This window comes from Ramlibacter sp. WS9, assembly GCF_003797765.1.
Taxonomy (GTDB): Bacteria; Pseudomonadota; Gammaproteobacteria; order Burkholderiales; family Burkholderiaceae_C; genus Ramlibacter.
On record NZ_RKMB01000002.1, the window covers coordinates 178633 to 202885 of the forward strand.

26 protein-coding genes are annotated in these 24253 nt (G+C 66.5%); 15 read left to right on the forward strand and 11 right to left on the reverse strand.

All coding sequences use genetic code 11. The annotated features are described in order from the left end of the window. Window positions 1–38: 38 nt before the first annotated feature. A complete protein-coding gene (locus EEB15_RS03745) occupies window positions 39–944 on the forward strand; it encodes a LysR substrate-binding domain-containing protein (RefSeq protein ID WP_158289981.1) in 906 nt (301 codons plus the stop codon). Here EEB15_RS03745 and EEB15_RS03750 read toward each other — a convergent pair. Further along, window positions 941–2803 (reverse strand): ABC transporter ATP-binding protein, encoded by a 1863-nt coding sequence (locus EEB15_RS03750; protein WP_199236449.1) that lies wholly within the window; start codon window positions 2801–2803, stop codon window positions 941–943. The two genes, EEB15_RS03745 and EEB15_RS03750, sit on opposite strands and share 4 nt — an antisense overlap. Before the next feature lie 126 nt (window positions 2804–2929). On the opposite strand from EEB15_RS03750, the gene EEB15_RS03755 reads away from it, so the two are divergent. Continuing rightward, a complete protein-coding gene (locus tag EEB15_RS03755) occupies window positions 2930–3610 on the forward strand; it encodes a glutathione S-transferase family protein (RefSeq protein ID WP_141508194.1) in 681 nt (226 codons plus the stop codon). Between the two features lie 580 nt (window positions 3611–4190). Here the strand turns inward: EEB15_RS03755 and EEB15_RS03760 are convergent. Together EEB15_RS03760 and EEB15_RS03765 are read right to left on the reverse strand one after the other, a co-directional pair. Beyond that, window positions 4191–4946, reverse strand: a complete 756-nt coding sequence (locus EEB15_RS03760; protein ID WP_141508195.1) for a hypothetical protein — start codon at window positions 4944–4946, stop codon at window positions 4191–4193. A gap of 567 nt (window positions 4947–5513) precedes the next feature. Then, the gene (locus EEB15_RS03765; RefSeq protein WP_141508196.1) at window positions 5514–6035 is read right to left on the reverse strand and encodes a M48 family metallopeptidase; all 522 of its coding nucleotides are present in this window, start codon (window positions 6033–6035) and stop codon (window positions 5514–5516) included. Window positions 6036–6147: 112 nt separating this feature from the next. Between EEB15_RS03765 and EEB15_RS03770 the strand changes: the two genes are divergently transcribed. Then, window positions 6148–7059, forward strand: coding sequence for a Tim44 domain-containing protein (locus tag EEB15_RS03770; protein WP_141508197.1), 912 nt, complete (start codon window positions 6148–6150; stop codon window positions 7057–7059). A 3-nt stretch (window positions 7060–7062) separates the two neighbouring features. On the opposite strand, the gene nhaR is transcribed toward EEB15_RS03770, so the two are convergent. From nhaR to EEB15_RS03795, 5 genes are read right to left on the reverse strand one after another with little or no spacing between them, the layout of a single operon-like run. Continuing rightward, on the reverse strand, window positions 7063–7962 hold the full coding sequence (gene nhaR, locus EEB15_RS03775) for a transcriptional activator NhaR (protein ID WP_141508198.1): 900 nt from the start codon (window positions 7960–7962) through the stop codon (window positions 7063–7065). 30 nt (window positions 7963–7992) lie between these two features. Further along, entirely contained in the window at window positions 7993–10539 is a 2547-nt protein-coding gene (locus EEB15_RS03780) for a carboxypeptidase-like regulatory domain-containing protein (protein WP_141508199.1), read from the reverse strand. Further along, window positions 10536–11291, reverse strand: a complete 756-nt coding sequence (locus tag EEB15_RS03785) for a DUF4139 domain-containing protein (protein ID WP_141508200.1) — start codon at window positions 11289–11291, stop codon at window positions 10536–10538. The genes EEB15_RS03780 and EEB15_RS03785 overlap by 4 nt, the downstream gene beginning before the upstream one ends. A 34-nt stretch (window positions 11292–11325) precedes the next feature. Then, window positions 11326–11799 (reverse strand): hypothetical protein, encoded by a 474-nt coding sequence (locus EEB15_RS03790; RefSeq protein WP_141508201.1) that lies wholly within the window; start codon window positions 11797–11799, stop codon window positions 11326–11328. Between the two features lie 20 nt (window positions 11800–11819). Continuing rightward, window positions 11820–12341, reverse strand: coding sequence for a hypothetical protein (locus tag EEB15_RS03795; protein WP_141508202.1), 522 nt, complete (start codon window positions 12339–12341; stop codon window positions 11820–11822). A 258-nt stretch (window positions 12342–12599) separates the two neighbouring features. On the opposite strand from EEB15_RS03795, the gene EEB15_RS03800 reads away from it, so the two are divergent. The 3 genes from EEB15_RS03800 (at window position 12600) to EEB15_RS03810 (ending at window position 14831) form a co-directional block, all read left to right on the forward strand. Next, complete coding sequence (locus EEB15_RS03800) at window positions 12600–12956, forward strand: hypothetical protein (RefSeq protein WP_141508203.1); 357 nt, start codon at window positions 12600–12602, stop codon at window positions 12954–12956. 93 nt (window positions 12957–13049) lie between these two features. Further along, the gene (locus EEB15_RS03805) at window positions 13050–14306 is read left to right on the forward strand and encodes a putative Na+/H+ antiporter (RefSeq protein ID WP_141508204.1); all 1257 of its coding nucleotides are present in this window, start codon (window positions 13050–13052) and stop codon (window positions 14304–14306) included. Window positions 14307–14351: 45 nt separating this feature from the next. Beyond that, on the forward strand, window positions 14352–14831 hold the full coding sequence (locus EEB15_RS03810) for a VOC family protein (protein ID WP_141508205.1): 480 nt from the start codon (window positions 14352–14354) through the stop codon (window positions 14829–14831). Window positions 14832–15493: 662 nt separating this feature from the next. Here the strand turns inward: EEB15_RS03810 and EEB15_RS03815 are convergent. Together EEB15_RS03815 and EEB15_RS03820 are read right to left on the reverse strand one after the other, a co-directional pair. Next, entirely contained in the window at window positions 15494–15760 is a 267-nt protein-coding gene (locus tag EEB15_RS03815; RefSeq protein WP_233259342.1) for a GIY-YIG nuclease family protein, read from the reverse strand. Further along, the gene (locus EEB15_RS03820; RefSeq protein ID WP_141508207.1) at window positions 15757–16512 is read right to left on the reverse strand and encodes an IclR family transcriptional regulator; all 756 of its coding nucleotides are present in this window, start codon (window positions 16510–16512) and stop codon (window positions 15757–15759) included. The genes EEB15_RS03815 and EEB15_RS03820 overlap by 4 nt, the downstream gene beginning before the upstream one ends. A 101-nt stretch (window positions 16513–16613) precedes the next feature. Between EEB15_RS03820 and EEB15_RS03825 the strand changes: the two genes are divergently transcribed. The 6 genes from EEB15_RS03825 to EEB15_RS03850 are packed head-to-tail and all read left to right on the forward strand — an operon-like array spanning window position 16614 to window position 20554. Further along, window positions 16614–17582 carry a tripartite tricarboxylate transporter substrate binding protein gene (locus tag EEB15_RS03825; protein ID WP_141508208.1) on the forward strand — a complete coding sequence of 323 codons (969 nt, stop codon included), beginning with the start codon at window positions 16614–16616 and terminating at the stop codon, window positions 17580–17582. A 2-nt stretch (window positions 17583–17584) separates the two neighbouring features. Further along, complete coding sequence (locus EEB15_RS03830; RefSeq protein WP_141508209.1) at window positions 17585–18265, forward strand: RraA family protein; 681 nt, start codon at window positions 17585–17587, stop codon at window positions 18263–18265. Continuing rightward, window positions 18262–19188, forward strand: coding sequence for an NAD(P)-dependent oxidoreductase (locus tag EEB15_RS03835; protein ID WP_141508210.1), 927 nt, complete (start codon window positions 18262–18264; stop codon window positions 19186–19188). Before EEB15_RS03830 ends, EEB15_RS03835 begins: the two co-directional genes overlap by 4 nt. Before the next feature lie 51 nt (window positions 19189–19239). Further along, complete coding sequence (locus tag EEB15_RS03840; RefSeq protein ID WP_141508211.1) at window positions 19240–19647, forward strand: DUF1801 domain-containing protein; 408 nt, start codon at window positions 19240–19242, stop codon at window positions 19645–19647. A gap of 5 nt (window positions 19648–19652) precedes the next feature. Further along, window positions 19653–20141 carry a helix-turn-helix transcriptional regulator gene (locus EEB15_RS03845; protein ID WP_233259343.1) on the forward strand — a complete coding sequence of 163 codons (489 nt, stop codon included), beginning with the start codon at window positions 19653–19655 and terminating at the stop codon, window positions 20139–20141. Continuing rightward, window positions 20138–20554 carry a VOC family protein gene (locus tag EEB15_RS03850; protein WP_141508212.1) on the forward strand — a complete coding sequence of 139 codons (417 nt, stop codon included), beginning with the start codon at window positions 20138–20140 and terminating at the stop codon, window positions 20552–20554. Before EEB15_RS03845 ends, EEB15_RS03850 begins: the two co-directional genes overlap by 4 nt. Before the next feature lie 5 nt (window positions 20555–20559). Here EEB15_RS03850 and EEB15_RS03855 read toward each other — a convergent pair whose 3' ends face one another. After that, window positions 20560–21456 carry a LysR family transcriptional regulator gene (locus EEB15_RS03855; RefSeq protein WP_141508213.1) on the reverse strand — a complete coding sequence of 299 codons (897 nt, stop codon included), beginning with the start codon at window positions 21454–21456 and terminating at the stop codon, window positions 20560–20562. Window positions 21457–21543: 87 nt separating this feature from the next. Here EEB15_RS03855 and EEB15_RS03860 point away from each other — a divergent pair, with 87 nt between their 5' ends. The 3 genes from EEB15_RS03860 to EEB15_RS03870 are packed head-to-tail and all read left to right on the forward strand — an operon-like array spanning window position 21544 to window position 24238. Continuing rightward, window positions 21544–22929 (forward strand): acyclic terpene utilization AtuA family protein, encoded by a 1386-nt coding sequence (locus tag EEB15_RS03860; protein ID WP_141508214.1) that lies wholly within the window; start codon window positions 21544–21546, stop codon window positions 22927–22929. Further along, window positions 22929–23264 (forward strand): hypothetical protein, encoded by a 336-nt coding sequence (locus EEB15_RS03865; RefSeq protein ID WP_141508215.1) that lies wholly within the window; start codon window positions 22929–22931, stop codon window positions 23262–23264. Before EEB15_RS03860 ends, EEB15_RS03865 begins: the two co-directional genes overlap by 1 nt. Further along, the gene (locus tag EEB15_RS03870; protein ID WP_141508216.1) at window positions 23261–24238 is read left to right on the forward strand and encodes a tripartite tricarboxylate transporter substrate binding protein; all 978 of its coding nucleotides are present in this window, start codon (window positions 23261–23263) and stop codon (window positions 24236–24238) included. The genes EEB15_RS03865 and EEB15_RS03870 overlap by 4 nt, the downstream gene beginning before the upstream one ends. The last annotated feature ends 15 nt before the right edge of the window (window positions 24239–24253 follow it).

The following is a 24253-nucleotide window of genomic DNA, read 5'->3' on the forward strand; positions in this document are numbered from 1 at the left end:
GGCGCCCGGATGCCATGCCAATATCGGCCGCACCCGCCATGAAATCTCCAACGCAGCGGCACCTGCCCTCCATCGTCAACCTCAATACCTTCGAGGTGATTGCGCGGCGCCTGAGCATCACTGCCGCGGCCGATGAACTGAGCCTGACGCAAAGCGCGGTGAGCCGCCAGCTGTCGGACCTGGAGGGCTTTGTCGGCGTTGCACTTTGCCGGCGCACACCCAGCGGGTTGGAGCTGACGGCCGACGGCGCCGGCTACCTGCGGCGGGTGCGCACCCTGCTGGACGAGCTGGAGTCAGCAACCATCGCTGCCTCGATGGGCTCCATGCCGGGCAAGGTGCTGCGCCTGTCGGTGCCCCCCACGTTCGGCACGCTGTGGGCCATGCCGCGGCTGTGCGCATTTGCCGCTGCGCACCGGCAGATCCAGCTGGATGTGACCACACATACCGGGCCGATCAACATGCGTGATTCGGGGCTGGATGCGGCGATCATCTACTGCGAGGGACCGGAGCCCGGCTGCGTGGCGGACCTGCTGCACCCCTTGCACTCCTTTCCTCTTGCGGCGCCCACGCTGAGCCGGCTTGCAGCGCCGCTGACAGGCGTCCAGATGGCCGCGCTGCCCTTATTGCACCAGGGGACAGTCCCCAATTCGTGGCCCGCCTACCTGCGCCAGTTGGGCACGCCGGTGGAAGTGCCGATGCCGGGGGCGCACTACGGATTGCTGTCGCTGACATTGACCGCAGCCGAGGCCGGCCTGGGCGTTGCGCTGCTGCCAGACTATGTGAGCGAGGCAGCGCTGCGGGCCGGGCGCCTGGTGAAGCTGAACGAAAAACCCTTCATCTCGCCGCGCAGCTACTTTCTGGTGACGACCAACGAGCGCGCGAAAGCACCGGTGATCCAGTCGCTGCGCCAGTGGCTGACGGGGCAGCCACCGGCCAACCCTTAGGCCCGCACCATCTCCCCCGCTTCCGCCCCTTCGGATTCTTCCCCCAGATACCCGCCACTCTGGTGCGCCCACAAGCGCGCATACAGCCCACCCCGCGCGATCAACGTGCGGTGGTCGCCCTCCTCCACGATGCGGCCCTGGTCCAGCACGATCAGCCGGTCCAGCGCCGCGATGGTCGAGAGGCGGTGGGCGATGGCGATCACGGTCTTGCCTTGCATGAGCCGCTGCAGGCTGGCCTGGATCGCGGCTTCCACTTCGGAATCCAGCGCGCTTGTTGCTTCGTCCAGGAGCAGCAGAGGCGCGTCCTTCAACATCACACGCGCAATCGCAATCCGCTGGCGCTGGCCGCCCGAGAGCTTGACGCCGCGCTCGCCCACCTGCGCGTCGTAGCCGCGCCGGCCTTTCGGGTCGGTGAGGTGGGCGATGAAGTCGTGGGCCTGCGCCAGGCGCGCGGCGGCCAGCATCTCTTCCTCGGTCGCGCCGGGGCGGCCGTACATGATGTTGTCGCGCACCGAGCGGTGCAGAAGCGATGTGTCCTGCGTGACCATGCCGATGCTCGCGCGCAGGCTGTCTTGCGTGACGTGCGCGATGTCTTGTCCGTCCACGAGGATGCGGCCGCCGTCCACGTCGTAGAAGCGCAGCAGCAGGTTCACCAGGGTGGACTTGCCGGCGCCCGAGCGGCCGATGAGGCCGACTTTTTCGCCGGGCCGCACGGTGAGGTTGAAATCCTGGAGCACCGGCGTCTTGCCGCCATACGAGAAGTTGAGGTGCTCGAACTTCACTTCGCCGCGCGGCACCTGCAGGGGTTGGGCATCCGCTGCATCCACAACATGGCGGCGCTTGGTGAGCGTCGCGATGCCGTCCTGCACCGTGCCGACGTTTTCGAAAAGGCCGGCCAGCGACCACATCACCCAGTGAGACAGGCCGCCGATGCGCATACTCATCGCCGTGACGGCCGCCACCGCGCCGGGGCCGACCGCGCCATGGCTCCAGAGCCACAGCGACTGGGTCACGGCGCTGGTGGTGAGCAGCACGACCAACGTGTGGTTGACGATCTCGAAATGGGTGATCAGCCGGTTCTGCACGTAGCCGATCTCGCCCGACTCCGCGAGCGCCTGGCGCAGGAAGGTCGACTCGCGCTGCGTGTGCGAGAACAGCTTCACGGTGGTGATGTTGGCGTAGGCATCGGAGATGCGCCCCGTCACCAGCGCCTTGGCGTCGGCGTATTCCTTGCCGATCTTCGCGAGGCGCGGCACGAAGTACGCCGTCGACAAGCCGTACAGCACCAGCCATCCCAGGAACGGCGCCATCAGCCGCAGATCGAAGGCCGCCGCCAGCGCGAGGAAGGTGATGAAGTACGCGCCGATGCCGATGATCACCTCGGCGATGGTGAAGATCACTTCGCGCACCGCCAAGCCCGTCTGCATTACCTTGGTGGTGATGCGGCCGGCGAATTCGTCGGCATAGAAGGCCATGCTCTGGCCCAGCATCAGCCGGTGAAAATTCCAGCGCAGGCGAAACGGGAAGTTCATCGCGAGCGTCTGCCGCTTGACCAGCGACTCCATCGCCACCACGCCGATGCTCACGACAAGGATCGCCGCGAACCAGCCGAGGTCTGCACCGTGCTCCTGCAGCAAGCGATCGGGCGGCGTGGTGGCGGCCCAGTCCACCACGCGCCCGAGCACGGAGAACAGCCACGCCTCGAAGCCGGACACCAGCGCACTCAGGAAGATCAACGCGGCGATGTAGTTGCGCAGGCCCTCGGTGCACGCCCACATGAACGAGAAAAAGCCGGTCGGCGGATGCGCCGGTTCGGCTTCGGGATAGGGGTGCAGCAGTCTTTCGAAAAGGCGAAACAAATGGGCGACTCCGGGGAAGGGCCACATCATCGCAGACGGGGCGAATTTGCGTGCAGGCCTCGTGTGGACAACGCGGAAAGCAGCCGCTACGCTTGGCCATCCCGCATTTCATTTGGACGAGCCGCCATGGCGTTGAGCCTCTACTACCACCCACTTTCTTCGTGTTGCTGGAAGGTTCTCATTGCACTTTACGAGCTGGGCGCTGCGTTCGAGCCCCGTCTTCTCAACCTGGGCGACCCGGAGGAGCGAAAGAACTTCCTGGCGCTGTGGCCCACCGGCAAGATGCCCCTGCTGCTCGATGGAAGCCATGTGGTACCGGAGACGAGCATCATCATCGAACATCTGTCTCACCACCATCGCGGTGGTGCCTCTCCGCTGGTTCCGGCTGACCCGGAAGCGAGCCTTGAGGTGCGGCTGATGGACCGGCTGCTGGACCTGTACGTGATGACGCCCATGCAGGCCATCGTGGCCGACCGGTTGCGCGACGAGGCGGATCGCGACCCGATCGGCGTGTCGAATGCGCGCGGCACACTGGCGATGGCCTATGGCTTGCTAGAACAGAAGCTGGAAGGCCGCGCCTGGATGGCCGGTGACTCGTTCAGCCTGGCGGACTGCGCGGCGGCGCCGTCACTGTTCTACGCGACCACGCTGGTTCCCTTGCAGGCGGAGCACCGCCGGCTCGGCGGCTACCTTGAACGCGTGCTGCAGCGGCCTTCAGTGGCTCGCGTGCTCGAGGAGGCGCAGCCCTTCTTCCAGTACTACCCCTACCGCGAAGCGCTGCCCGCGCGGTACCAGCCAGCGACTTGACGCGCCTGCGCGATCTGTCATGCCGGACTCGATCCGGCATCCATGCATCGCTGGACGAAATGTTGGGTTGGCGTGAGATGGATTGCGGGCTCGACCCGTAATTCATGGCTTTCGATCTTCCTCGCGTCGCGGCAGGCGGTACCCGGCAGGGCCTCACACTGTGGCGGTCGGCACTGTCGCGCCGACTTCGCTGCGATTTCCGGCCTGAGGTCGGCACCGCAAAACTCACTCCGCGCCCAGAGGCCGCTCCGTTCAAACACTTGCGGTGAGCATGACAACGAGGCGCGCTAAAGCGCGCTCCGACCTCAGGCCGAAAATCGCAGCCGCCACAGAGATCGGCCCTGCCGGGTACCGCCTGCCGCTCAACGAACTCGGTCGGCATTCGACGGTTGCTCCGGGGCTATAGTGTTGCCATCGATGTGGTGGAGCTCACCAACATATGAGGTCGGCTAACTTGGCGGATTCGACGACTGCGCGCGGAACGATGCGAAGCCGCAAGCGGGCGCTGGCCGGGCTCTGCGCAGTTCTATCGGGCAGCGTCCGGGTTGAGCGCAATGTTGGCACACATTTACAGCGCGCTCTACTTGCGAGGCTTGATCTTGATGACACGATACGCCTCGACGCCATCTTGACCCTGCCTACCCATTAAGTAAGTTGCATCCGGGTATTCCCATTCAACAAGCAAGCCGTTCCGGTCGCTTCCAACTTGCCGTGTCGACATCGCTCTTCCGCGAAATCCGAGGACGGTGTCTGCAAGAGTTCCAACGACTACCGGGGAAGATCCATTGGCGTTGACGGAAGTGCTTTGAGATAGGGCAGGAGAGGCGACAGCGAGCGCTATCCAGCCAATCCACAGTGTTTCTCCGGTGGTTCCACAGCGGATAGAAATTGGTCCAAGCGACTTCCTTGGTGCTTGGTTGGAACCGCCGGAATAGTGCTTCGATTGCTGGGACTTTGCATACTCAACAATGGCTTTGGCTTGACCAGGGACGCCCCAAAAATCCGCTAGGTCTTTGAGTTGTTCGATTTTCTTGGGCGACATTTTGGCGGGCCGCAGTGTTGATTGCCCATTCCAATGAATCCCCACCTCGACGACATCCTGACCTTTTGTTGTGAGTTCAACGCCGATGGATGAATCGGCGTTCTCTGTGTCTTTGAAGGAATACGAGTTGTTCCTTCCCCCAGTCCGGAGGTCATATGCAGGGTCTTTGCTTATCAGAATTTCCTTCTTATAAAAGTTACTCGATTCGAAGTCGGCGATTGTTCTACTTTGAGCGACTGATGGCGTCGCAAGTGCAATGGAAGCGAAAAGGATTAGGCATAGATGTTGACGCATGATGAGTTCCTCCCTGTTGCGTGGCCTCACGCAATGTAATCAGTCGCCTGCCCTGGCCATTCCAGGATAGGCCATCGTCTAACCCAGCGGGCGAGGACGCATCAAGGTTCCAGACTTGGCCGCAAGGCCCAGCCGGCCCGCGCTTGCGACTTCGCATCATTCCGCACGCGGTCGTTGAGCCTGCAAGGTTAGCCGACCCCATATTGGGGCACTCCACCACATCGACAACACCACTATAGCTTCAGATAGCCGTTGAACGCCAATCGAGTTCGTTGAGCGGCAGGCGGTACCCGGCGGGGCCGATCTCTGTGGCGGCTGGGATTCTTGGCCCGGGGCCGGGCGCGCCATGGGCGCGCTTCGTTTCATATTCGCCGGACCTGTTTGAGCAGAACGGCCTTAGGCGCTCTGCGAGTTGTACGGCGCCGGTCCCGGGCCAAGAATCTCAGCGAAGTCGGCGCGAAGCGACGACCGCCACAGTGTGAGGACCTGCCGGGTACCGCCTGCCGCGACCGCGAGGAAGATCGAAAGTCATGGATTGCGGGTCAAGCCCGCAATGACCATGCGAAGTCAATCGTCCAGCTCCCGCGCGGTCAGCCACAACCGCAGGTCGAACTCGAGCTGGTGGTAGTCGGGCTCCATGTGCAGGCACAGCGAGTAGAACGCCTTGTCGTGCTCGCGTTCCTTCAGGTGCGCGAGCTCGTGCACGACGATCATGCGCAGGAAGTCCGCCGGCGCTTCCCTGAACAGCGTGGCGATGCGGATCTCGCGCTTGGCCTTCAGCTTGCCGCCCTGCACGCGCGACACAGCGCTGTGCGTGCCCAGCACACTCCTGAGGATGTGCAGCTTCGGGTCATACGCCACCTTGGAGAGTGGCGGCGCGCTCCTCATGTGGCTGGCCTTGATTTCGTTCACGTAGTCGTAGAGCGCGCGCTCGGTCCGCACGTCGTGCGGCTCGGGATGGCGCTTTGCCAGGGTCTCGACGAGGCGGCCGCTGTGGATCAGTTGGCGCACCTGGCCCAGCAATTCCGGCGGATAGCCGTGGAGGTAGGGAAGCGGCGGCTCTGCGGCCGCCAGGAGAGGCGATGACATCGGCCGAATCTTCCCACATCGTAAATTTCTGAGTTGGACGCAGCTTGAGTCTGCTTTTTTCTTCAGGCTTGTGGCCCTATCCTGCTGGAGTCACTATCGAAGGAGACCCTTGATGAAGAAAGCACTGGCACTTTTTACCGTCGTACTCGCATTGGGTATGACTGCAGCCGCGGACGCCGAGGCCAAGCGGCTGGGCGGCGCGCGCAACAGCGGCATGCAGCGGCAGCAAACCACGCAGCCGGCCAACACGCCGCCTGCCAACACCGCCAACCCGGCGGGCACTTCAGCGGCCGCACCCACGGCAGGCGCCGCCGCAGCAGCAGCACCCGCTGCCGCGGCCAAGCGCAGCTGGATGGGGCCGTTGGCCGGGCTGGCCGCCGGCATAGGTCTGATGGCGCTCGCGTCCCACCTCGGCTTTGGTGAAGGGTTGGCCAACATCATGATGATCGCCTTGGTTGTCATGGCCGGCCTGGCACTCGTCGGCTTCATCATGCGCAAGCGCGCCGCGGGCGCTGGGCCGTCCTTGGCGGGCGCGGGCGGTAGCGCAGGCGGCACGTCGCCCAACGGCGGACGCAGCCTTCTCGGCTCCGGTATCGGCTCGGCACTCGGCGCCTCGGCGGCGCAACCCGCAGCCGCGGGCGCGATCCCGGCCGACTTCGACGTCGCCTCGTTCGTTCGCAATGCCAAGTCGCAATTCGTGGCGTTGCAAACGGCGCACGACGCGGGCGACCTGGACCAGCTGCGCAGTTACCTCACGCCCGAGATGTACGAGGCGGCGCGTGAAGACTTGCAGAGCCGCGGCGACGCAACGCAGCGCACGGAGGTGTTCGGCCTCGAAGCGCAGGTGGTCGAAGTGGTCGAGGAAGCCGATCGCTACATCGTGAGCGTTCGCTTCACCGGTAGCACGCGAGACCAGGCCGGCGCCGTTCCGGAAGACCTGGACGAGCTGTGGCACCTGACGAAGCCGCGCACCGGCTACGGTGGCTGGATGGTCGCGGGCATTCAACAGGTCCGCAACGACTGACCTTCAGGCGCCGGCATCCTCCGACGCCGCCTTCAGCAGCCGCTGCACCAGCGGATGCTGGATGCGGCGTTCGGCGGAGATCAGGTAGAAAGCCTCGGTCAACTCCGGCGAGTCGCCCAGCAGCACGACGGCCTTGTCAGCCATCAAGTCCTCACGCGACCAGCGCGAGACCGGGAACGCGCCCATCCCCGTGCGACCGAAGGCGGCCAGCAAGGCGCTGTCTTCGAATTCCCCCACCACACGCGGGCGCAGCCCTTCCCGGTCCAGCCACTGGTCGATGCGGGGCCGCACCTCGGCGTGCTTGGTGGGCAAGAGAAGCGGCAGTTCGGCCAGGCAGGCCGGGAAAGCGGACATCCGCTTTTTCACCAGCGCTTTCGGCGCGAACCAAGACAGCGGCGCCTCGCCCAGCTTGTGGCCGTAGAGGCGCAGGTTCGGGTTGGCGGGCGCGGGCCGGTCCGACAGCACGACGTCGAGCCGGTGGAGCGCAAGATCGGCCAGCAACCCCTCGAACTCGTCTTCATGGCACAGGAGCCGCACGCCGCCGTCGTCGACCGCCGGCCGCAGCAGATGCCGCACGACGAGCTTCGGCAAGCCATCTGAAATGCCCACGCGCAGGCGGACGCCCTGGCCCGTGGCGGCGTCGCGCACAGCGGCCGGCAATTCCTCGCCCAGCTGGAAGATCTGGTCCGCATAGGCCAGTGCGGCCTCGCCCGCGTCCGTGAGCGCAAGCGCACGGCCCGAAGGCTTGAGCAACGCATGGCCAAGCGACTGCTCCAGCGCCCGCACTTGCGCGCTCACGGTCTGCAACGCCATGTTCAGCCGCTCGGCGCCGCGCGCCATGCCGCCTTGCTTGGCGACGACCCAGAAGTAATACAGGTGGTGGTAGTTGAGCGGGGCGGCCATGCCCCAAAGTCTAGGGCCTGTTCACAGGCTCTAGGGCCCGAGCTTCGCTCCGCGCACGATTCCGGGTTCGACCGGAACGTTGATGGACGCCCTGATGTCACCTGTCGGGCAGGTTGCGACGAGCGTGTGCACGCCCGCCGGCATGCGGCGCAGCACGAAGCGGCCCTTGTCATCGGGCGCGGCCTCGCGGGCGATCTCTTGCACCCGCACCAGCGGCGCAGCGCTGTTGCCGCACAGGGCCGTCCCTTCGATGCTGCGCAACGCGCGAATCGCAAAATTCACCACCACCGGTTCGCTGAGCGCGAGTGCGCGCGCACGGGGCGGAATGTTCGCCACTTCGTAGCCGGGCGGCAAGGTTTCTGCCACGACGAAGACGCGCGCGTCGCCGGGTGGGGAACCGAGGCGGTACACGCCGTTCGAATCCGTGATGGCGGTCGCGGTGCTCGGGCCTTCGACGCGCACGGTCACGCCGCCGATCGGCTGCCCCGCGTCGTCGCGCACGGTGCCGCTCAGGCGGGCACCGGAAAAATTCATGGCAAAGCTCGCGTAGCCGCCCGGCTCGACCGTCTGCATCGATGGCGACGTGAAGTACACGCCGGGCTGCGGCGGCAGCGCCACATCGACGCGATGCGCGCCGCTGCCGGGGTTATCGAAACTGAAGCGGCCTTCGGCGTCGGTGCGAGTGCGGCGGCCGCGGTCGAGGATCACGTCGACGCCGGGCGCCGGCACCGTTGCCGCGTCGGCTTCAGGGCCCACGTTGCGCATGACGACGCCGGTGATCGACCGGCTGCCCTGGCCCGGCACGGCCAACGCATCGAAGCGCGTGCGCAGCATGAGCTGGAACGACGAGTTGGCGTCGGCGTCGAAGCTGCCCTGCCGCAGGCTCCAGCGCGAATAGCTCACGCCCACATCGACGTCTTGCGTCAGCCGCCAGTTGGCGTAGAGCGAACCCACCAGCGCGCGGCGCCCGTCCGTCACGCCTTGCGAGCGGTCTTCGATCAAACGCAAACCCAGTTCGGGCCGGGCTTCGCCCTGGCCGCGCCACGACACGTCCACCCCCGCCTGCACGCGCAAGGGATTCAATCTCAGTTCACCGATCATCACACCGCGCGATGCGAGCAGCGCGGCGTTGTCGCGCAGCTGGCGCACCACTTCCTCGGGTTGGGACGCCGCGATGCCCAGCTCGGTCATCGCGCGCCGTACGTCCGGATCGCCTCGCAGGATGAGGTCCAGCGTGGCCGCTTGCTGCTGCGCGTCGATGTAGGCACTGCCGCGCCAGCCGCCTTCCGCGGCGCGAATGGAGAGGCGCCCACCGTTGCCGCCGCTGTCCGTCAGCGAAGACCGCTGGTGGCGCAATTGAGCCGTCACGCCGGCGTTCGTGCCTTCGTACGCAACGCCCGCCGCGACCGTGCCGCGCGTGACCCTGTCCCCCTCGGTGCCGCGGTACATGCCGGTCGACGCAGCCAGCGTTGCGCTCCATTTCTCCGCGAACTGATGACGCACGTCTGCGCCGGCCGACGCGCCGGTCGCATGCCCGCCGTGCACGTCGACCCGGCTGGCGGCGCCGTTCATGCTGAGCACGGTGGCCGTCGAGAGCGGCTCCGTCCACGCGCCCTCGAGGGAGGTGCCGGCCGGCCGGCCGGCACGGGTCGAAGCGAACTCCGATGGCCGATGCACGCCGCGTATCCAGCCCTGGCTGCCGTCCCTGCGGTAGTCGGCTTCGAAGGAGCCGCCGGGCGTTCCGCTGTAGCCGACCTCGGCGCGGTAGTGCAGCGGATCGGCACCCTGCCCGCCCTCGACACCGACCGACACCACCCCGGGCATCGAGGTGCCGCTGTCGGGCAGCCACACCACCGAAGGCACGATCTTCAGCGGGCCATACTGCGTGTGCCACGCGACCGATGCGGCGCGGTCCGCGTTGCGCGGCACCAGGGGATCTTCCGTGGGAGAAATCGAAGCCATGCCGGCGTGCACCTCCACGTCGCCATCGCGCACATGGGCGCCGCGCAGCACGACGCCATCGAGCGTGAGCGGCGTGGTGCGCAAGAGCTGGTCGAGCAGCACCAGCGAACGTCCCGGCGATTGCAGCTCGAGGCTGGCAAAAGGCAGCGCGGTGTAGGCGCGCTGGCCATGCAATTCTTGCTGGCGCAAGGCGTCGACGCGCAGCCGCGCAGCCTTGTCGCCCTGGCCGAACTGGGCCGAGAGCGACGTGGAAAGACGGCGCAGCCCCGTGTCGTAGCGGCTCTCCCAGACGCCGCGGTTCTGGATGCGCGCAGCGTCGCGCATCCAGGGCAGCGGCGCCGGCGGGTCGATGTGAACCTGCAGGGTGAATGTCTGTCCGGCCGTGACGACGGTGACCACGGTGTCGCCCGCGCGGCGGCCGAGCAGGACCAGTTGGCCCGCCACCACCGCGGTCTCGACCGTCGACGGATCGACGGCGAAGGCCGCGATGGCGCCGGGTACGTCGATCGTGACGGACTCGCGCGCGGCCAGGCGCACGACGTCCGCATGGGCAGGCCCGGCAACACCCAGCCATGCCGCCATCAGCAGCGCGACGATAAGGAGGCGGCGCTTCACGGCACCGAGAGCGAAGAGCTGAGCGTGAGCGGACGGCCGGCGATGTCGAACGTCGCGACGGCGCGGTAGTTGCCCGTGGGCAGATCGCCGGGAAAGTCGGCCACCAGCGTGGCCTTTTCTCCAGGGAGCAGGCGCTTCTTCTGGAACGGCACCTTGCCTACCAGCTTGCCCTGCTCGTCGAGGATGATGCCCATGCCGCCGGGGATGGCCGGCTCGGTGCCGTCGTTGACGACCTGGCTGCGCAGTTGCGCATTGGCCGACGCGGAGGGCGGGATCACCTCGAGCGGCTGCGCCTGGATCGAGATGCGATCGGAAACTGTGAAGGTGAACAGCGTGCCCAGCGACAGCAGCGCGCGCTGCTTGCCGGTGACCACAGCGTTCGTACCGCGAAACAGCGCGACCACCGCGCGATGGCGCATGGTCGGCGGCAAGGTGAAGGTGACGCTGACGCTTCCGCTCGAACGCGGCTCGACGCGGATGCGCGGTGGCGAGAACACGGCCGATGCGGCGATGCTGTCCGGAAGGCGCCCGGCCTCGACGAACTGCCGCGCGCCCTCGCGCACGACGACGTCCTTGGCTTCCATCACGAACTCGAGCGCAACGTCGCTTTCGTTCTGCATGGCGAGCGACTGCGTCACGCTCTGGCCGGTCTCACCTTTCAAAGGCACGACGGCCGGACGCAGGATCAAGGTTTGCGCCGCGGCCGCGGCACAGGCCGCGTGCAGGAAAAGCGCGAGAAGAAGGCGAGTCATCGGGAGCATGGAATCCATCGGGCCGGTGGCGCGGTCAATCGGTTTCGGCCAGCCATTGCAGGTTGTTCAGGAAGGGGCCGGCGGGAACCCCGGCGGGAATGATCATCTCGATCTGGTGCACGACGACCGAACCCACGCGGTGCGCCGGATCGACGAGGCGCGGCACGGTGGACAGCGCCGCGCCGTCGACACGGACGGTCACGCCCGGCGTGTCAGCCTGCAGCGCCACCGACATGCGCGCTGTTGCGCCCACGCCTTCCAGCTTGACGGACACGCGCCGGGTGATGCGGATCGCATTGGCGCGTTCGCGTCCCCCGGACGCCGACACGCGGCCGACGTCCAGGAACACGTCGCTGCCCGAGGGGCCGGAGGCGCCTCCTTCAACGAGCGGGAACGTGATGCGAAGCGGCTGCGGCGCCAGCAAGGAAGGCGTTGCCGCGGCCATGCCGGCCGCGTGCGCCGCGGGCATGAGAAGCAGCAGCAACCAGAGGAGGCACGGGCGCGCCATCGCAACAGTCCAGCGCCGGCTTAGTTGGAGGTGGCGGTGAAATTGATCGCGTTGTCAATGGCGGCGGCGGCGGCCGAGTCGGCAACCACCATGTCCCACGAGTAGGAGCCTGTGGACGCGTAAGTGCCGGTCGACGTCAGCGTGGTCGCGGCGGAGTCGCTCAGCGTGCTGCCATTGAGTTTCCACACGATGCCGCTGGCGGGTGCGCTTCCGAGTTGCGCGTCCAGCGTGTAGTCGGTGCTGGTGAGGTTGGCCTTGTCGACCTTGACGCCCACGGTCGACGACAGCGTCCAGTCGGAAGCGCCGCGAGCCAGCGTGAAGCCCGTCGGTGCGGAACCGTACTTGCTGATGTTGCCCAGCGCGGACGTGGCTGCGGCGGTGCCGGTGCCCGAGGTCGTGCCGCCTGCGGATTCAATCGTCAGGTTGATCGAACTCTCGACCGTGCCGGTCACGGTGAGGGTGCCGGACGAAGTCGCGGCGCCGGCGGCCGTTACGGCGGTCAGTGCGGCAAGGGCAAGGGCGCTCAGGAAAAACTGCTTCATGGTGTGGAATCTCGTTCGGTTTCGGGTAGAGGCCTTGGTCCCCCTCGGCCTGCCGGCAAACGCTGCCTGCAGAGCCAGTAGGCCAGCCGCATTCGATTCATCCTTAGGGAATTGGCTTACGCGCAACTGAGGAAATCAGCGGGTTGACGCCGTGTTCGCAACAAAGCTTTACCCGCGCGAAACACACTCGTGTTTTCGTTCAGCACCGGTTCAGCGGTGCGGTCGCACCATGCAAGCACCTAACCCAAGGAGCTTTCGATGACCCACTTTCTTTCCACCAAGACCCTCGTTGCTTCGGCCATCGCGCTGGGCACCATCGTCGCGGGCTCCGCGGCCCACGCCCGCACCGACGTGACGCTGGTCTACGCACAGCCGCAGCCGCACACCGTGCAGTTCAACCACGACAGTGACCGCTTCGATCGCTTCGATCGCCACGACCGCCGCGGCGGCGCATTCGGCGACGCCGACCGTGATGGCATCCCGAACAAGTTCGACCGCGACTCGCGCTACTTCGATGCACGCGCCACGTTCCGCCACGCGCAGTGGAGCGACTTCGACCGCGACGGCTTTGTGAACCGGTTCGACCGCGCGCCGCGCAACCCGCGCTGGCATTGAGCCTGACAGCGGTAGACTAACGACGGGTGCCGCATCCCTCGATGCGGCAGGTTCAGCGACGGTCGGGCCGCCTCGCGGCTTTGCCATGAACCGATGCAAGACTCCCCGTCACTTCTCCAGGCCATTGCGGCTGCGCTTTTCGGCGTGGCTTTGCTCCACACCTTCGCGGCAAAACAGTTCGAGCGGCTGTCCGCGCGCTACCCCCGTCACGCCGGACTGTTCCACCTGCTCGGCGAGATCGAGGTGGTGTTCGGCTTCTGGGCCATCGTCCTCGTCACCGCCATGGCCGTCCTGGCGAGCCCTGCCCAGGCACTGCAATACGCCGAGAGCCGGCAATACACCGAGCCCCTGTTCGTCTTCGTCGTGATGGTGGTGTCGGCCTCCAGGCCAGTCATCCAGGCGGTCGGCGCGATGATCGACTTCCTGGCCGATCGGCTGCCCGTGGACACCACCGCCGCGCGGGCATGGCTGTCGCTCGCGGTCGTTCCCCTCGTCGGGTCCCTCATCACCGAACCCGCGGCCATGACGATCGCGGCGCTGGCTCTTGCGCCGCAGATATTCCGGCGAGAAGTCCCCGAGGGGCCGAAGTATTTCGCGCTGGGCGTGCTGTTCGTGAACATCTCCATCGGCGGCACGCTGACGTCGTTCGCCGCGCCGCCCGTGCTGATGGTGGCGGGCACGTGGGGCTGGGATTCGCCGTACATGGCGTCGACGTTCGGATGGAAGGCCACGCTGGCGGTGATCGTCAACGCAACCGCGGCGACGTGGCTGCTGCGCGGGCATCTCGCCCCGCGCGTCGACAAGGATGCGGAGCGCGCCGCGCCGCCGCTGGTGGTTGCGATCCACCTCGCGTTCCTGGCTGCGGTTGTGGTATTGGCCCACCACCCTGTCGCCTTTCTCGCGCTCTTCCTGATGTTCGTCGGGTACACGCACGCCTACCAACGGCACCAGGATCCGCTCCTCATCAAGGAGGCGTTGCTGGTCGCCTTCTTCCTGGCGGGCCTCGTGGTGCTGGGCGGGATGCAGCAGTGGTGGCTGCAGCCTCTCGTCGAGGCCATGTCTCCGGCAGCCCTCTTTCTCGGCGCTGCCGCGCTCACGGCCGTGACGGACAACGCGGCGCTCACTTACCTCGGCTCGCTCATCGTTGGCATCTCGGAGCCGGCCAAGTACAGCCTGGTGGCCGGCGCGGTTGCGGGTGGTGGATTGACGGTGATTGCAAATGCGCCCAACCCGGCAGGCATTGCGCTGCTCAAGTCCGGCTTCGCTGACGGGACCGTGGGTGCAGCTGAGCTGCTGCTGGGTGCCGCGGCACCTACAGTTGTTGCACTCGCGGTTTTCTGGTTCCTGTAGATGTGTGGCACAGTGGTTTTCGATTCCGCCACAAGGAGTGCACAGATGATGAGCAAGAACACGATTTGTCTCTGGTACAACGGCACGGCATTGGACGCCGCGAAGTTCTACGCCGAGACGTTCCCCGACAGCGCGGTGGGCCGCATCAATCGCGCGCCGGGCGACTATCCCTCGGGCAAGCAGGGCGACGTCTTGACGGTCGAATTCACCGTGATGGGCATTCCCTGCCTGGGCCTGAACGGCGGCCCGACTTTCACGCACAGCGAGGCGTTCTCGTTCCAGGTTGCCACAGAGGACCAGGCGGAGACCGACCGATTGTGGAATGCCATCGTGGGCAACGGCGGCAAGGAAAGCGCATGCGGCTGGTGCAAGGACAAGTGGGGCCTGAACTGGCAGATCACGCCCCGCGTGCTGAGCGAAGCGATCAACAACCCCGATCGCGCGGCCGCCAAGCGCGCCTTCGAGGCGATGATGGAGATGGGAAAGATCGACGTCGCGAAGATTGAAGCGGCTTTGCGCGGTTAGTGGCCTGTCCCGCACTTCAATGGCTGGTGCTCTTGGACCTCGCGGCAACGCCGTGCACGGCCGGGCCGCGGCGCGATGGCTACGGCGTCCGGCTGCGGCGCTTTCGCGCCTTTAGCCGGAGTCCCCGCGCTGAACGGTCTTGCGGCCCGCGCGGCACAACTCACCACGCTTTGCGCGGTTCAAACAAGTGCCGCGAGCATGAGACGGTCGCGTCGCAAGCGACGCTGGGCCGCAAGACCGTCCACCGCGGGCGCCTGGGCTTTATTCGCGCCGCGGCCCGGCCATGCACGGCGTTGCAGTGAGATGGTGGCGTGCGGCGCAGGCGTGCCGAGATCCTGGCGGACGACCAAAGCGTTGGCCTTCCACCGGGGGCGCGCCAACAGTGTCTCTGCGAAGCTGTGCGTGGGCGGGCTGCGGCGCGAATAGAGCCCAGGCGCTTGCGCCGGGAGACCGCGCGACCCAGCACGGCTTCAGCCGTGCGACCGTTTCATGCTCGCGAAAATTGTTTGAGTCGCAGCGTAGCGGAGGCGAGTTTTTTCGCGCGGGTCGCGGGGTCTCCCGGCGCAAGGAATTCGGCAGGAGCTTGCGACAGCAAGGCGATGACTAACGCCGTAGCCATCGCGCCGCAGCCCGCCCACGCACAGCTTCGCCGCGAGGTCCAATCACGCCAACCGTGTCTTCGCTTCCACCTCGAAGAACCCAAGCTTCGAAGAGCGAGGCAGCGCCTTGAGCCGCAGCTCCGCCCGCAACGCATCGCCCTTGCTCAAATACTCGCGCGCCGCGAGCACCCGCAACGGCGGACGCGAACGTGTGAACTTCGCGCCCAGCCCGAAGACATGCTGGAAGAACCGCTGCTCCACGTCGAGCGCGATGCCGGCGTAATACACGCCGCCTTCGCATTCCAGCAGGTAGAGCCAATAGGGCGTCACGGATGCCATCGCGAAAGCGCCCGAGGCGTTTGGGCGGACTTGCTTCCCGCGAGCGCATACGACAGCTGGTTGGCCGCGCGAATGACGGTCTTGGCGTGTTTCATCAGCTTGGCCTTGGACAGGCGAGCGCTTGGGCCGGAGATGCAGACGGAGCCGAGCAACCGCCAATTGAGGCCGAAAACGGGCGCTGCCACACTGGACACTTCGGCTTCGCGTTCGCCCATGGAGAGCTGGAACCCCTCCTCGCGGATCGACTCGTAGGGCTCCCCCACCGCGCCGCTGAAGGCCAGGATCACGCGCCCCGGGGCGCCTTTGTCCAACGGCAGCCGCTCGCCGACACGCACGTGATGCCGCACGGATTGCGGCCCTTCGACGCGGGCCACGCAGGCGCGAATGTCGCCCTCGCGCACGTAGAACGACGCGCTCTCGCCGGTTGCCTTGACGAGCTCGTGCAGTGTCGGCTCGACAACCCGGTTGACGTCGAACCCCGCCTGGTAGCGCGCGCCCAGCCAGCCGGCCGCCGGCCCGAGCCGCCATTGCCCGCCATCTGCCTGCACCATGTACTGCGACAACGCCAGCGTGCGCGCCAGCCGCAGCGCCGTCGTCTTGTGCATGCCCGAACGGCGGCTCAGCTCTGCCAGCGAGAGTGTCGACTCGCCCACCTCGAAAGCCTCCATCAGCGAGAGCGCTCGCGTCACCGCGATGACGCCGCCGCCCGCTGCCGCGGGCTCATCCGTTGGATCGTTGCGCATGCCGCACCATGGTTCACTGTGTGGAACGGTATTGTACGGTGTGCAACGCGCACCTAAAGTCCCTCCCATACCGCGATTTCCAGCGGACCTTGGAGACACCCATGAAGATTTCCCGCCGTTCCGCGCTGGCCCTGGCCATTGCGTGCACCATGGCCACCGGCGCGTACGCGCAGGCCTGGCCCGCCAAACCCATCCGCCTCGTCGTGCCCTTCCCGGCCGGCGGCGGCACCGACATCATTGCCCGTGAGGTGGCGAACAAGACCGCCGGCTCGGGCTACAGCTTCGTCGTCGACAACAAGCCCGGCTCCGGCGGCAATCTCGGCGTCGATGCGGTTGCGAAGTCGCCGGCCGACGGGTACACGCTGGTGCTCGGCCAGACGAGCAACCTGGCCATCAATCCCAGCCTCTATGCCAAGCTGCCGTACGACCCGACGAAAGACCTGACACCGGTGAGCCTGGTGGCGAGCGCGCCGATGCTCATCGTGGTGGCGGCGGACTCGCCCTACAAGACGCTCGCCGATGTGGTTGCGGCGGCGAAGGCCAAACCCGGCTTCCTCAACTACGCGACGTCCGGTAACGGCACGGTCGCTCACCTGGCGACCGAATCGTTCCAGAAGGCGGCCAACATCAAGCTGACACACGTGCCGTACAAGGGCGCGGCCCAGGGCGTCACCGACGTCATCGGCGGACAGGTGCAGTTGTACGTGTCGTCCATCCCGACCCTCATTGGCCATGTCAAGAACGGCAAGATGCGCGCCCTCGCCGTCACGTCGGCGAAGCGCACGGACGACCTGCCCCAGGTGCCGACCATCGCCGAGTCCGGCTACAAGGGCTTCGAGGCCGTCACCTGGTTCGGCATCGTCGGGCCCGCGAACTTGCCGAAGGAAGTCGTCGCCAAGCTCAACGCCGACATCAACAAGGCATTGCAGGCAGCAGACCTGCAAAAGAAACTTGGCGACCAAGGGGCCGACGCAGCGGGCAGCACGCCCGAGCAATTCGGCAAACTGATCCGCGACGACATTGCCCGCTGGGGCAAGATCGTCAAGGAATCCGGCGCGAAAGTGGATTGAGCATGACGCAAGACATCATTCGCAATTTCCTGCGCGTGCCTGCCGACGTCGTGCGCGACGCCGCGGTCTTCCAACCCGCCATCCTGGCCGACGTTGCAGGCCGCCGCGGCGCGCTGCACGGCCGCATCCAGGCCCTTCGCCCCCGCATGAAGGTCGCAGGGACAGCCTTCACCGTGGAGGTACGACCGGGCGACAACCTCATGATCCACGCCGCGATGTCGATGGCCAGGCCGGGCGACGTGCTGGTGATCGACGGCAAGGCCGACCTCACGGCCGCGCTCATGGGCACCATCATGATGACGGCATGCAAGCAGCTGGGCATTGCAGGCGTGGTGATCGACGGCGCGGTGCGCGACACGCTCGAGATCGACGAGATGGACTTCCCCGTGTTCGCCGCGGGCTTCAACCCCAACGGCCCGACCAAGACCTGCCCCGGCCGCATCGGACACCCCGTGACGGTCGGCGGGGTCACGGTGCATGCCGGCGACTTCATCATCGGCGATGCCGACGGCGTGGTGGTGGTCGAGCGCGAGAAGATCTCGTCGCTGCTACCGCTCGCCGGGAAGAAGGTGGCCGACGAAAGCGCGCGCATCGAGGCGATCAAGAAGGGCGACACCACCGCCAAGTGGCTGGCAGGCGCGCTGCGCACCGCCGGCGTGCTGAAAGAAGGCGAATCGCTGTGAGCGAACGAAAGCCCGTCGTCTTGGTCACGGCCGCCGACCTGGCGCCGGAGGCGCTGGCGCTGTTGGGGGGCTATGAAATCGTCTACGCGGGCAAAACGCCCAGCGACGACGACATCGTCTCGCTCTGCGGGCAGCATGACCCGGCCGCCATCATCGTGCGCTATGGCAAGGTGGGCGCGGCCGCGATGGCCGCGGCGCCGTCGCTGCGCGTGATCTCGAAGCACGGCAGCGGCACCGACACCATCGACAAGACGGCCGCCGCCGCGCGTGGTATCGCAGTCCGCGCTGCAGCCGGCGCCAACGCCGCAGCCGTCGCCGAACATGCCTTGGCGCTGATGCTGGCTTGTGCAAAGTCGGTTCCCTTGCTCGACGCCCGGATGCGCGCCGGACACTGGGACAAAGCCGTGCACAAAAGCCTGGAGCTTCATGGCCGCACCGTCGGCCTGGTGGGCCTGGGCGCCATCGGCTTGCGCTTTGCCCGGATGGCGGACGCGATGGGGATGAACGTGTTGGGATTCGATCCTTACGCGAAGGAGCTGCCAAGCTTTGTGCAGCGGGCCGATCTGGACACGCTGTGGAAGCAGGCCGATGTGATTTCGCTGCACTGCCCGCTGACCGAAGAGAACCGCAACTTGCTCGACGCGAAGACGCTGGCCCGGTGCAAGCGCGGCGTGATCGTTGTCAATACGGCGCGGGGCGGGTTGATCGACGAAGCCGCATTGCTGGAAGCTGTGCGCGGCGGACAAGTCCGTGCGGCGGGTCTGGACAGCTTCGCGGTCGAACCGATGCTGGCCGGTCATCCGTTCCAGAAGGAAAGCGGATTCATCCTGAGCCCGCACATCGGCGGCGTGACCAGCGATGCCTACGTCAATATGGGATTGGCCGCCGCGCGCAACGTGCGCGGCGTGATCGAAGCGAGGTGAGCGAGCCTCCGGTACGATGCGCGATCGACCGGAAGTTCTGGAGCCCAAACCATGCAAAAACAGGGTGCAAGCACGTCGCTTGCCGCATCGGACCTCATCGACCGAAAGATCGCCGAGCTTGGCGACTGGCGGGGCGACACCTTGGCAAGGCTGCGCAAGCTCATCAAGGACGCCGTCCCCACCGTCGTCGAAGAATGGAAATGGAACATCCCCGTGTGGTCGCACGAGGGGATCATCTGCACCGGAGAGACCTACAAGGCCAAGGTGAAGCTGACCTTCGCCAAGGGCGCGTCGGTGGCCGACCCGGCCGGGCTGTTCAACTCCAGCCTCGAAGGCAACACTCGCCGCGCGATCGACATCGCCGAGGGCGCGAAGATCGACGCCACGGCGTTCAAGGCGCTCATCCGCGCCGCGGCCGCGGTCAACGCTTCGGGTGCGACAACCAAGCGGGCGAAATAAGCCGCGTGTCCACCACCGAGAACCCCGACCCGGAGCTGCTGCGCCGCCTGCTGCGCGCGAAGGACAGGATGGACGCCGCCTCGCACGAGGCATGGCCCGTCAGCCGGCTCGCGGGCGTGAGCCACGTGTCCGAGGCGCACTTCGCACGATCCTTCAAGCAGGCCTTCGGCGTGCCACCGCACCGCTACCTGCTCACGCGGCGCATCGAGCGCGCGACGGCGCTGCTGCGCGACACCGACATGGCCATCACCGACATCGCCTTCCAGACCGGATGGGAAAGCCTGGGCACCTTCGGACGCACCTTCCGCGACATCACCGGCGAGAGCCCCGGCGCCGTTCGCGAGCGCGCCCGTGCTGCCGCACAGGAACTGGGCCGCGTGCCGGGTTGTGTGGTGAGCGCGGCGCAGCGGCCCGGCCTCACGATCGCAGTTTCGGAGAAGCGGCGCCGGGCCGCCGCCGATATAAACGGATCTTCAGAAAAGGAGATCCCATGACCCAAGGTGTTGAAACAGTCGGTTTGTACGTGCGAGACCAGGATGAGGCGCTCGCGTTCTATGTCGACAAGCTCGGCTTTCGCGTCCACACGGACGTGCGCAACGGCGACTATCGCTGGCTCACGGTGCAGCATCCGGAGCAGCCCTCGTTCCAGCTCGGGCTGTTCGTGCCCGGCCCGCCGGTGCTGGATGAGGCCACGGCGCAGGCGGTGCGTGCCATCGTGGCCAAAGGCGCGATGCCGCCGCTGGTGCTGACGGTGGACGACTGCCGCGGCTCTTACGAACGCATGGTCAACCGCGGCGTCGAATTCACCCAGGAACCAGTGGAGCGCTACGGCACCGTGGATGCGGGTTTTCGCGATCCGTCGGGCAACGGCTGGAAGATGATCCAGGCGCGGCGTCAGCAGTCATAGCTGCTTCAGCGCTTCGCCTGTCGCGCTTCCGACAGGATTTCTTCGACCATCGCCTTGGCCGCGACAGACAGGGCCTTGCCTTTGCGGCGGGCCAGGATGATGGGCCTGCGCAGGTGACGGTCGCGCACCGGAACGCAGACGAGCCCGGCCCGCTCGAAGTGAAACAGGGCCAGCTCCGGCACGATGCTCACGCCGAGCCCTTGCGCTACGAGCGCGGCCACCGTGGCGAGGTGCTCCACTTCCAGCGCATTGGGCTGCGCCGTCGCGCCCGCGGCCTCGAGGTGCTGCCGCACGCTGCTGCTGCGCGCCAGATGGATCACTTCCTCGCCTTTCAGCTGCGCCAACGACACGCTGCGCTTGCCGGCGAAGCGGTGCGACGGGCGGCAGACCAGGTGGAAGGGTTCGTTCCGTAGTTCAGTCACGTCGAACTCGCGCACGTCCGCGCCGGCCGCGATGAACACGTCGACGCGTCCCTCGCGCAACAAAGCGAAGCCGCCTTCCGCCAGCGTGTCGAACAGTTCGATGCGGATGTTGGGGTTGGCGGCGCGGTAGCGCGAAATCACTCGGGGCATCCACACTGCCGCCACCGAAGGCAGCGCCGCGATGGCCACCTTGCCGATGCGGCGCGTCGCCAGCTCGTTCAGGTGGGAGACGGCGTGCTGCAGGTCTTGCTGGATGCGCGTGACCTCTTGCGCGAAAACTTCGCCCTCGGGCGTGAGCGTGACGTGCCGCGTGGAGCGCTCGAACAGCGCCACCCCGGCCGTCTGCTCGATGCGGGCGATCTTCTGGCTGAACGCGCTTTGCGACAGGTGGCACTTCTCCGCCGCGCGCGTGAAGTGGTGCGCGTGGGCCAGGGCCAGAAAGGCCTCGAGGTCGCGAGTTGACAGATTGATCAATGCCATGGATGAAACGATCCAATCTTTCCATTTTACCGATCCCTTGCCGCGTCTTAACCTTGGTGCATTGCCATCCCGGATCAGGAAGCGACGATGAAACTCCAGAGTACGGACGCGGCGTCGCCGCGCCGCACATTGCACATCGGGTGCGGCGCAGGCTTTTCCGGGGACCGCTGGGACGCCGCCGTCCCCGTGGTGAAGACGCTGCGCCAGAGCGGCCAGCCGGCGGTGCTGATGTTCGAGACCCTGGCTGAACGCACCCTCGCGCTCGCGCAGCTCACGCGGCGCAAGAACCCCGACAGCGGCTGGGAACCTTCGCTGGAACGCTTCCTCACGCCCGTGCTGCGAGATTGCGTCGAAGCGGGCATTCCCATCGTGAGCAATTTCGGCGCCGCCAACCCCGCGGGCGCCGCCGGCCGCATCCATGCACTGGCTGCACAGCTGGGTCTGCGGCCATTGAAGGTTGCAGTGGTGGAAGGCGATGACTTGATGAAGGCGCTCGCTCCGGCCCGCCTGGCAGAGCTCCTGCCTTCCTCTCTCCAGGGCAGGCCCCTCGTCAGTGCCAACGTCTATCTCGGTGCGCTCGAAATCGCGCAGGCCTTGCAGGCCGGTGCGGATGTTGTCGTCACCGGCCGGGTGGCCGATCCGGCTCTCGCCCTCGGTCCGATGCTGGCCCACTTCGGGTGGAGCACGGACGACTGGGACCGGCTGGCCTGCGGCACCATGGCGGGCCACCTGCTCGAATGCGGCGCGCAAGTCACGGGCGGCTACTTCGCGGACCCGGGACTGAAGGACGTTGCAGGCCTGGCCGAAGTCGGCTACCCCATCGTCGAGATGGAACACGACGGCAGCTTCGTCGTCACCAAGGCGCAGGGCACAGGCGGCCGCGTGGACAGGCAGACCGTCACCGAACAGCTGCTGTACGAATTGCACGACCCGGCGCAATACCTCACGCCCGATGTGGTCGCGGACATAACCGATGCGGGTATCGAGCAGGTGGGCATCGACCGCGTCCGCATTACCGGCGTGCGCGGCCATGCATTGCCACCCACGCTCAAGGCGACGCTCTGCTACGAAGGCGGATGGCTCGCCGAAGGAGAAATCTCCTATGCGGGACCGAACGCAACGGCGCGCGCCCGCCTGGCGGCCGACGTCGTCCGCGAGCGGCTGCGCCTGCTGGGCCACGAAGCCCTGCCGCTTCGCGCGGACCTGGTCGGCGTGACGAGTGTGTTCGCGGATGACGCGGGCCGCTGGTGGGACGGCCACGCTGCGCCGGCCAGCGACGACGTGCGCCTTCGGCTCGCGGCCGCCTGCGCGACGCAAGACGAAGCCAACGCCGTAGTCCGCGAAGTGCTGGCGCTCTACACCTGCGGCCCCGCGGGCGGCGGCGGTGTGCGCACGCAAACGACACCGCGGCTTTCGAGCGACTCGTGCTTCGTGCCACGCGAGTGGCTGCAACCCGGCTGGAGGTTCATGTGATGACAGTCTTATTGCATTCGCTCGCGCACGCGAGAACGGGCGACAAGGGCGACCGCTCGTGCATTTCGGTGATCGCCTACGACGCGCAACACTGGGCGGCGCTGGTCGAGCAAGTGACGGAAGAGCGAGTCATGAATCTCTTCGCCCACCGGCGCCCCTCGGCCGTCAAACGGTACCTGTTGCCCAAGCTGCACGCGATGAATTTCGTGCTCGACGACGTCCTCGACGGCGGCGTGAACGGCTCCCTCAACCTGGACACGCATGGCAAGTGCCTTTCGAGCCTGCTGCTGTCCTTGCCCATCCATCTGAACGCTATCCCGGAGACAACACCATGACCATCATGCGGCCTTTCGCCATCGCTGCCCTCGCTGCCATCGCAGCCGCCAGCCTCGCGGCCACCGCCGCCAATGCGCAGACGTATCCCGACAAACAGATCACCTTCATCGTGCCTTTCGCCGCCGGCAGCGCCACCGACCAGCTGGCGCGCGCGCTCGGCCAGGGCGTCACCGGCGAAACGAAGCAGCCAGTGGTCATCGACAACAAACCCGGCGCCAATGCCTTCATCGGCGCGCAGGCCGCGGCCAAGGCGGCGAAGGACGGGTACACGGTCTTCATCACCACCAACACCACACAAGCCGCCAACGAGCACCTGTTCAAGAAGCTGCCGTACGACCCGGTCAAGGACTTCGAGCCCGTCACGCTCTTGAGCAAGGGCGGGCAGATTCTCGTGGTGAACAACAGCCTGCCGGTGAACAGCGTGCAGGACCTGATCAAGTACGCCAAGGCCAACCCGGGCAAGCTGTCGTTCGGCTCGGGCAGTTCGTCGAGCCGCCTCGCGGGCGAATTGTTCAAGCAGATGACGGGATCGTTCATCGTGAACATCCCCTACCGCAGCAACCCGCCCGCCGTGACGGACCTGATCGGCGGCCAGATCCAGCTGATGTTCACCGACATGGCCACGGGCCTGCCGCAGGTCAAGGGCGGCAAGGTCAAGGCACTGGGCGTGTCGACCACCAAACGTATCGCGCTGGCGCAAGACATCCCGACGATCGCCGAAGCCGGCGTGAAGGGTTACGAGAGCACCTTCTGGTTCGCTGCGTACGTGCCGGCCGGAACGCCCGCACCGGTGGTTGCGCGCCTGAACGACATCCTCAGCAAGGCGAACAAGAGCCAGGCGGTGACGAACTTCTACCAAAGCGTGGGGTTCGAGCCGCTGGGCGGCAGCCCGGACGATCTTCGCAAGTTCCAGGCGGCCGAGTCGCAGAACTGGGGAAAGATCGTCAAGGCCGCGGGCATCGAGAAAGAGTGAAACGCGTGCGCAAAG

Excerpts from the sequence above, each read along its gene's own strand:
- EEB15_RS03745 (WP_158289981.1), top strand. The coding sequence starts at position 39 with ATGAAATCTCCAACGCAGCGGCACCTGCCCTCCATCGTCAACCTCAAT.
- EEB15_RS03755 (WP_141508194.1), top strand. The coding sequence starts at position 2,930 with ATGGCGTTGAGCCTCTACTACCACCCACTTTCTTCGTGTTGCTGGAAG.
- EEB15_RS03760 (WP_141508195.1), bottom strand. The coding sequence starts at position 4,946 with ATGCGTCAACATCTATGCCTAATCCTTTTCGCTTCCATTGCACTTGCG.
- EEB15_RS03765 (WP_141508196.1), bottom strand. The coding sequence starts at position 6,035 with ATGTCATCGCCTCTCCTGGCGGCCGCAGAGCCGCCGCTTCCCTACCTC.
- EEB15_RS03770 (WP_141508197.1), top strand. The coding sequence starts at position 6,148 with ATGAAGAAAGCACTGGCACTTTTTACCGTCGTACTCGCATTGGGTATG.
- nhaR (WP_141508198.1), bottom strand. The coding sequence starts at position 7,962 with ATGGCCGCCCCGCTCAACTACCACCACCTGTATTACTTCTGGGTCGTC.
- EEB15_RS03785 (WP_141508200.1), bottom strand. The coding sequence starts at position 11,291 with ATGACTCGCCTTCTTCTCGCGCTTTTCCTGCACGCGGCCTGTGCCGCG.
- EEB15_RS03790 (WP_141508201.1), bottom strand. The coding sequence starts at position 11,799 with ATGGCGCGCCCGTGCCTCCTCTGGTTGCTGCTGCTTCTCATGCCCGCG.
- EEB15_RS03795 (WP_141508202.1), bottom strand. The coding sequence starts at position 12,341 with ATGAAGCAGTTTTTCCTGAGCGCCCTTGCCCTTGCCGCACTGACCGCC.
- EEB15_RS03800 (WP_141508203.1), top strand. The coding sequence starts at position 12,600 with ATGACCCACTTTCTTTCCACCAAGACCCTCGTTGCTTCGGCCATCGCG.
- EEB15_RS03805 (WP_141508204.1), top strand. The coding sequence starts at position 13,050 with ATGCAAGACTCCCCGTCACTTCTCCAGGCCATTGCGGCTGCGCTTTTC.
- EEB15_RS03810 (WP_141508205.1), top strand. The coding sequence starts at position 14,352 with ATGATGAGCAAGAACACGATTTGTCTCTGGTACAACGGCACGGCATTG.
- EEB15_RS03820 (WP_141508207.1), bottom strand. The coding sequence starts at position 16,512 with ATGCGCAACGATCCAACGGATGAGCCCGCGGCAGCGGGCGGCGGCGTC.
- EEB15_RS03825 (WP_141508208.1), top strand. The coding sequence starts at position 16,614 with ATGAAGATTTCCCGCCGTTCCGCGCTGGCCCTGGCCATTGCGTGCACC.
- EEB15_RS03830 (WP_141508209.1), top strand. The coding sequence starts at position 17,585 with ATGACGCAAGACATCATTCGCAATTTCCTGCGCGTGCCTGCCGACGTC.
- EEB15_RS03840 (WP_141508211.1), top strand. The coding sequence starts at position 19,240 with ATGCAAAAACAGGGTGCAAGCACGTCGCTTGCCGCATCGGACCTCATC.
- EEB15_RS03850 (WP_141508212.1), top strand. The coding sequence starts at position 20,138 with ATGACCCAAGGTGTTGAAACAGTCGGTTTGTACGTGCGAGACCAGGAT.
- EEB15_RS03855 (WP_141508213.1), bottom strand. The coding sequence starts at position 21,456 with ATGGCATTGATCAATCTGTCAACTCGCGACCTCGAGGCCTTTCTGGCC.
- EEB15_RS03860 (WP_141508214.1), top strand. The coding sequence starts at position 21,544 with ATGAAACTCCAGAGTACGGACGCGGCGTCGCCGCGCCGCACATTGCAC.
- EEB15_RS03865 (WP_141508215.1), top strand. The coding sequence starts at position 22,929 with ATGACAGTCTTATTGCATTCGCTCGCGCACGCGAGAACGGGCGACAAG.
- EEB15_RS03870 (WP_141508216.1), top strand. The coding sequence starts at position 23,261 with ATGACCATCATGCGGCCTTTCGCCATCGCTGCCCTCGCTGCCATCGCA.